We start from the raw sequence: 6,330 nt of genomic DNA on the forward strand, positions 1-6,330 counted from the left end.
GCACCAAGATGAGCATGGTCGTCATAAGAGCCGGTCTTATAAGCATGCATGTCATGAAGCATGGCAGCCATAGCCGCAAGCTCCGGATCCAGGCCCCTTTTCTTGGCAATCATCTGCGCAGCAAGAGATACGCCATAAAGATGCGCTATTGCACTTGTCCTTTTATCCTCGTCTTCCATCTTGTTAAGCTTCTTATCAACATACTGTCTTAAGTCTTTTAATCTACTCATAAAGCCCCCTTATCCTGTATATGAGTTATGGTTCTTCCAGGTATCTGACCTCTTTACCGTGTGCTATCGCGTATTCAATCTCACTCTTAGTGCTAGTTCCCACATAGCCTCCAACGTTGATTACATATATGGAATCTGCCATATCGATTTTCCTCTTGTGCATGTCGTCTAGCATCTCTTTTGTCTTAGTAAGCGTTCCCTCGTCCATGTTTTCCCAGACTTCCTGATCTCCGGAATGACCAAACAAGCCTACGCTGATGACAATGTTGCCTTCAAGAGTAAGCCTCTTCTGTGCTTCCATGAACTGATCTTTAAACCTAGTGCTTCCGCACAATGTTATTACCGGATATTTCCCCTGCATGTCATTCTCCTCCATCAAATTACCATTATCAGTGTCCCTGCTCCAATAAGCACACATCCGATCAAAGACTTCGCCGTAAACTCCTCATGTAAAAAGACAAATGCCAGCACCAGCGTGATTACTACACTCAGCTTATCAATAGGCACTACTTTTGAAGCTTCACCCATCTGCAGCGCTTTGTAATAGCACAGCCATGACGCTCCTGTAGCAAGTCCTGACAGAATCAAAAAGATCCAGCTCTTTCTACTGATCGAACTTATACCGCCCTGAGCACTTGTTATAAACACCATAACCCAGGCCATTACCACCACAACACAGGTCCTTATCGCTGTAGCCAGATTAGAATCAACTCCCTCAATGCCGACCTTGGCAAGTATTGATGTCAGTGCAGCAAACACTGCTGATAGAATTGCAAACAAAAACCACATATCATTTATCCCCCGCTAACATTACTCTGTAACGTCCTTGTCATAATCAATAATTGCATCCAACACTTTCTTGGTATTCCCATGATGCTGGCTAGTGGGAAAGCAATGGACTTACACTTATGCTTATATGCCAGCTCCAGAGATTTGTCATAGCAAGCCTTCAAAAGCTCTGCTTCACCATGATCTCCGCCGTCCCACCATGGTCCACTGGCATGTATGATGTATTTAACACCAAGATTAAAAGCAGGAGTGATTCCCACTTCTCCAGGATCAAGTCGTCCAATCTTGCCCCTGGCAGCAAGAAGCTTCTCTTCCCCCGCAGCTTTATATATAGCAGAATCAACGCCAGCCCCGATCGCAACATCAGGGTTCGCTGTGTTTACTATGGCGTCTGCTTTTACTTTTGTAATATCATTTCTGATAATTTGAAAAGGCATTTAGTCCTCCACAAATGCATTCGTAATTGTTGATGTCCGCCCTATTATTTTCACAGGCGTTAGCATCCTAAAAACATTTTTTTACCATTACTCACTATCCTCATCCATCGTCTCAATCAAGAAACTCACTGGCCTGAATCCGTCATTACATGAAATCATCGCAGACTTAGGATTCTTCATCCAGCCATCATAGAAGTTTTCTCCGCCATGGGCTAAAGTCATTACAAAAGGCGAAACTGTCTCCCAGGCGCTTTCACAGAAACCTTCCGGTCTTTCCCATCCATTGCAGACAAAAGTCTGCCCAAGTTCCATTGAACAGGCATGTTCTATCGGATTTTCATATTCTGCCATAAGATCCTCATACTTGGAAATCTTCTTAACCGTGATTCTAACCTTCTTCATATCTCACACCTTTAATGGCCACTCAGAGCCAATATCCAGCCCATTTTCCATAAGCAATTCATCTTCAACTGACACAAGTTTCTCATTCCCCGCATCATCCATAAGAGTAACCGATACCTTAGGTTTCTGTCCCGGCTGTAATTCCTCGCAGCCATAATCTCCATCAAATATCTGCTTTATCTTCCACATAAACCTCAGTCCAAGTCCTCCACATCAATCATCTTAATTGAAGTTTCACTAACCAGCTGCGCAAACACTCCCCTGCCTGGGATCTTCTTTCCGTTAAAAGAACCATCGTAAACCTCATTTACTCCGCAGCTTGGACTTCTTGACTGAAGAATACAAACTTCAGCGCCGGCATCCATTATCTTCTTAAAGGCCGCCTCTGCTCCGGATCTGAACTCTTTATCAACAATCTTGCCTTCTTTATTGGTAACAACTCCGTTCACTATCTCAGCAGGAACTCTTGGTGTAGGAAGACCTCCCATTACCTCCGGGCATATAGGAATCACTTCATGTTTTTCACAGAAAGCCCCAACCTTCTCGCTGTAGTTATTTCCACCGTTATATTTGCAGTTCTCACCTAAAAGGCATGCGCTAACAGCAATGACCATTACAGTTTGCCTCCTCTGTAATAACTTCTCCAGTCCAGTCGATAATTCCACCAAACTCAAAGACATTGATATATCCCATATCAAAAAGTTTCTGTGCTGCCTCTTTGCTGCGCCTTCCACTCCTGCAATAAACAAGAATTATCTGTTCAAAATCAGGAAGTTCCGATGGCATAGAATCAGTAATGCTTTCATTAGGGATACATATAGCTCCTGGAATGTGCCCTTCATCATACTCATCCTGGCGCCTGACATCCACAATCACATGGCCATCATTAAGATCCATCATCAGCTTTGCTGTTTCCTGATCAATCTGCGTGTAACTGTCTTTTTCGTTCTTGGGCGCAAGAAAAACAGATGTCGGTCCATCAGCCCCACCGATAATTGTTACATCCGATTCAGTTTTAGATCCACAGCCCGTCAATACCATGGCTAGCGTAAGCATCCCCAGGGCTAAATATCTTCTTTTCACTTAATGGTCTCCTCAGTCATTACTCTTTTATTCATTCTCACGCCCTATTATCTGCTCATGAATGTAATCGCAGTAGGGACATGTAGGCATTCCGTAAATTTTGATCATTGTTCTCCCTCCATAATGTCATTGTAAATATCCCCCAATAAAATCAATACTTTCTTCATATACTTTTAACTCCCCTAATTATATGCAAAAAAGTACTTCGACGCTATATGAGACGGCTAGTTTAATCCATCAAAAAAGAGTGTAGTTAACGTGAGCTACACCCTTTATAAATCAAAAAGCATCTATATTTATTCTTCATTCATAGATTTTATAACGAGACTAATGTACGCACTCCTATTATATAAGACTCTTCCCACTTCAATGCGACCAGCCCTGATCCTATAAAAAGCGCTGTACTTCTTGTGGGTAACATAATAAATACCGGTAAAAATATCATCGTAATACAGGCGTTCACCAGTTTTAGGCCGTTTACTGTCATTCTTTAGCTTTTTTCTTAAATCGGCAATATACTTATCAGCAATGTCAAAATCAGCAGAAGCTTCATAAACTTCATCCCACGCCTGATCCATATCAGCTAAAGCTATCGGCGAGTAAACTATTTCATAATCCATCTCAGCCTTCTAGTCTCCTACGCCTGTTTTTAAAATGTTCAGCGACCTCATCGTCGCTAATCCATCCTTCCTCTTCTCCAGAAGCGAATCCCGCATTGAGTTCACTGACGAGTTTAACCATAGCCCTTGCTTTGTCAAAAATTTCGTCATCCTCTATACTATGTATGCTATACACGCCTCGACCATTTTTAGTCAGGTAAACCGGTTTACCCGCTTCAACTTTATCCAAGACCTGTCCATAATTGCGCAATTCAGAAATAGGTGCAATTGTTGGCATAATATCACCTCCGTTTCTTAACTTTATTATAATTATTCCAGGTCACTTTTTCAACAAATTATTCGAAAAATGCTTCGAAGAATTCAAGGTCAAAAAAGAACCGCAACGTTACAGTTCCGTTGCAGTTCTCCCAATAATATCTGCATAGGCTCTCTCATCATCAGGCAAAAGAAAAGACGTATAAACCACCGGTCTATACGCCCTCATGACTATTAGTTATCTTTTGAATATATATCTTACGATTATTTTTTATATTTAAAAATATCCATATACGCTATTTGTGCAATTCCCTTGGAAATGGCTTCTTCATAGCTTACATCTTCATACAGAAGTTTCTTTGTAATATTGTTATAGTCAGATTCGTAAAAACGACTGCTAATGATTTCCTTAAGCATCGCAGGAATATCGTGTTCCGGCTGCGCTGCCGGATTGTTCTTCTGCAGCAACGGTTTCAATGATTTCCGTCCACTCCTCTTTATACTCTTTATACCAACTCACCCATCAAACCTCCATCATAAATATTTCTGTATACACGATCCGGATACAATGGCAGATATTTCTTGACAATGGAAAAATCAATTCCAACCGTTTCAACGTATTTTTTAAGCTTATTCACTAGCTCCGCACCACTGATCTCACTGTACTTGTCGATCACCGACATTAAATCCAAAAATTGCAGTGCCGTTTTATTTTCCTCGTTAATATCTGCAACCGGTTTATAGACAACAATTGTGTTTCCATCAATTTCCTGCTTTCGTTGCTTCGTGCTAGCCTCATTACTGCATACCTCATAACAAGCCGGATTCTGTGTTGTAAAGCCATATTTATTAGCCATCTGAAGCCCTGTAATGTAGCCGGATGCTTTTCCATCAGTCTCTAAATACTTCTTTTCTATATATTTGTCAACCGATATTTTACCCTTTGTTCCAAGTATCGTAATATAGGAAAGATAATAGACGCCATTATACAGACGTTCCAGTTTCCCTTCGTCTACAAGCTTTTTCATCTCCTGCCTAAGATAATCTTTGGATTCTCCGGGGAGTTCACTTAAAAATATGGGTTCGCCATTTTTAAAATTTTCAATTATATAATCATATACCAATCTGCTCACCTCACATTCTTGAAATTATCCATTTCACTTTTATAATATGCTCAATACTGAATTATATCAAGTAAAATATTTGTTAATTGCAGATTGGCTATAACTCAGCGATACACTTAAGTTGCTTCATGGCAAGCGTTCTCATGGCCAGATCTGTTATTTTTTCAAGAATGTTCAGCATATCTTCTGTCCAAGAGTCCTCATCAGATTCTCCCATCAGAAGATAGTTCGGTGTGGTATGTAGCGCTTTTGCAAGCTTCACAATTGCACTGCTCATGACCTCAGGTCATATCTATGAAAAGTAATTCTCAAATGCCTTTACAAATAATTCTTTTGTAAAAGAGCTAAAAAGAATCCGAACGATCAACAATTTCAACCTTGCCTTTTATTGATTTACACTTAAAATTGACCCGGGTCAATTTTACTTGACAATCAACATCTTTATCGCCCCTTAACCTTCGATATTATTCCTATTGCATTTGATGTTTCTACCCACTACTTGGTAGTAATGGTAAATGCCGCTTTTCCCGACTCATATTTAAACCTACCTAATTCGGTAGGTTTAAAATTCGGATTTCCTCATAAATGAAACGCTAGCCTTCCAACAATTTCATACTGAACATATGAAAACGGACTGATCATCATAACGCTGCACCATCCTTTCTATCTTTGAAAAAATCTGCCCAATAGGGATTTTCTTTATCAAACAGTTCTACCTGTTCCTTTGTCAGTTCATATGGATAATCTGCAAATATATTGAAAATCGTCTTTTTGTCAAAAGAGAATTCCATTACGCCAACTGAATCAACATTATCTACCCACCATATTTTTTCACTTCGTTTATTCTTATAAAAAATTTCTTCTTTCCCAGCTTGTCGCATAATCTCTCCTTATAAAAACTCACCATCTCGCCTGCAGATATCGTAGTACTCGCAAGTAACGCAGAAATGACTGCAGAATCTATTTTTTCCGTAAAGACACTTTTTAATCCAATAGATAAACCGTTTCATGCCCCACCTCTATTCAACTAAACCACCTTTATCTTATATACCTATCCTAAATCCCGAAGTGTACAATAATTGCCACCAAATACATCCAGTATTTATCAGCGTTTCAGAGATTTATTTTTCCTCTTATCTCCCAACATTAGTATTTATGCATATTTCAAGTCGTGCATTTTTCATACAAAAAGAGCTGACACTAGCTTTTTTTAACTAGTAACAGCTCTTAATATTTCTATCATAATCCATTTAGGCTGGATTAAGGTAACGATACTATCATGATCTTATCAGGAAGAGAAAACCTGATACCCCACATACAAAATACTTTTTCATAACACATTAGGTTGCCTCTTGGAATAGCAGGCAACCTTCCTCCCTAAAATCCAGCT

At 39.9% G+C, this 6,330-nt stretch carries 14 protein-coding genes; all 14 read right to left on the reverse strand.

The window, feature by feature from the left end:
• Positions 1-230: HD domain-containing protein (locus BM146_RS18605; protein ID WP_143087545.1), on the reverse strand; the 230-nt coding region annotated here is incomplete at its 3' end.
• Between the two features lie 25 nt (positions 231-255).
• Positions 256-591 (reverse strand): hypothetical protein, encoded by a 336-nt coding sequence (locus BM146_RS18610; RefSeq protein ID WP_074892164.1) that lies wholly within the window; start codon positions 589-591, stop codon positions 256-258.
• Between the two features lie 14 nt (positions 592-605).
• The gene (locus tag BM146_RS18615; protein ID WP_074892142.1) at positions 606-1,019 is read right to left on the reverse strand and encodes an EamA family transporter; all 414 of its coding nucleotides are present in this window, start codon (positions 1,017-1,019) and stop codon (positions 606-608) included.
• Between the two features lie 5 nt (positions 1,020-1,024).
• A complete protein-coding gene (locus BM146_RS18620) occupies positions 1,025-1,456 on the reverse strand; it encodes a macro domain-containing protein (protein ID WP_074892144.1) in 432 nt (143 codons plus the stop codon).
• 87 nt (positions 1,457-1,543) lie between these two features.
• Positions 1,544-1,858, reverse strand: a complete 315-nt coding sequence (locus BM146_RS18625; protein ID WP_074892146.1) for a TIGR04076 family protein — start codon at positions 1,856-1,858, stop codon at positions 1,544-1,546.
• A 3-nt stretch (positions 1,859-1,861) separates the two neighbouring features.
• Positions 1,862-2,047, reverse strand: a complete 186-nt coding sequence (locus tag BM146_RS18630) for a hypothetical protein (protein ID WP_074892148.1) — start codon at positions 2,045-2,047, stop codon at positions 1,862-1,864.
• A gap of 5 nt (positions 2,048-2,052) precedes the next feature.
• A complete protein-coding gene (locus tag BM146_RS18635) occupies positions 2,053-2,472 on the reverse strand; it encodes a 2-thiouracil desulfurase family protein (protein WP_074892150.1) in 420 nt (139 codons plus the stop codon).
• On the reverse strand, positions 2,456-2,941 hold the full coding sequence (locus BM146_RS18640) for a rhodanese-like domain-containing protein (protein ID WP_242949447.1): 486 nt from the start codon (positions 2,939-2,941) through the stop codon (positions 2,456-2,458). Before BM146_RS18640 ends, BM146_RS18635 begins: the two co-directional genes overlap by 17 nt.
• 296 nt (positions 2,942-3,237) lie before the next feature.
• Positions 3,238-3,561: a type II toxin-antitoxin system RelE/ParE family toxin gene (locus tag BM146_RS18645; protein WP_074892152.1), complete on the reverse strand. Its 324-nt coding sequence runs from the start codon at positions 3,559-3,561 to the stop codon at positions 3,238-3,240.
• A 1-nt stretch (position 3,562) separates the two neighbouring features.
• Positions 3,563-3,838: a type II toxin-antitoxin system Phd/YefM family antitoxin gene (locus tag BM146_RS18650; protein ID WP_074892154.1), complete on the reverse strand. Its 276-nt coding sequence runs from the start codon at positions 3,836-3,838 to the stop codon at positions 3,563-3,565.
• Between the two features lie 242 nt (positions 3,839-4,080).
• Positions 4,081-4,233, reverse strand: a complete 153-nt coding sequence (locus BM146_RS18655) for a hypothetical protein (protein WP_207649946.1) — start codon at positions 4,231-4,233, stop codon at positions 4,081-4,083.
• A gap of 89 nt (positions 4,234-4,322) precedes the next feature.
• Positions 4,323-4,940: a hypothetical protein gene (locus tag BM146_RS18660; protein ID WP_074892158.1), complete on the reverse strand. Its 618-nt coding sequence runs from the start codon at positions 4,938-4,940 to the stop codon at positions 4,323-4,325.
• 97 nt (positions 4,941-5,037) lie between these two features.
• Entirely contained in the window at positions 5,038-5,217 is a 180-nt protein-coding gene (locus tag BM146_RS18665) for a hypothetical protein (RefSeq protein ID WP_074892160.1), read from the reverse strand.
• 364 nt (positions 5,218-5,581) lie between these two features.
• Positions 5,582-5,821, reverse strand: coding sequence for a DUF7675 family protein (locus BM146_RS18670; RefSeq protein ID WP_074892162.1), 240 nt, complete (start codon positions 5,819-5,821; stop codon positions 5,582-5,584).
• Between the last annotated feature and the right edge of the window lie 509 nt (positions 5,822-6,330).

This window comes from Butyrivibrio proteoclasticus (assembly GCF_900115735.1).
Lineage (GTDB): Bacteria > Bacillota > Clostridia > Lachnospirales > Lachnospiraceae > Butyrivibrio > Butyrivibrio proteoclasticus_B.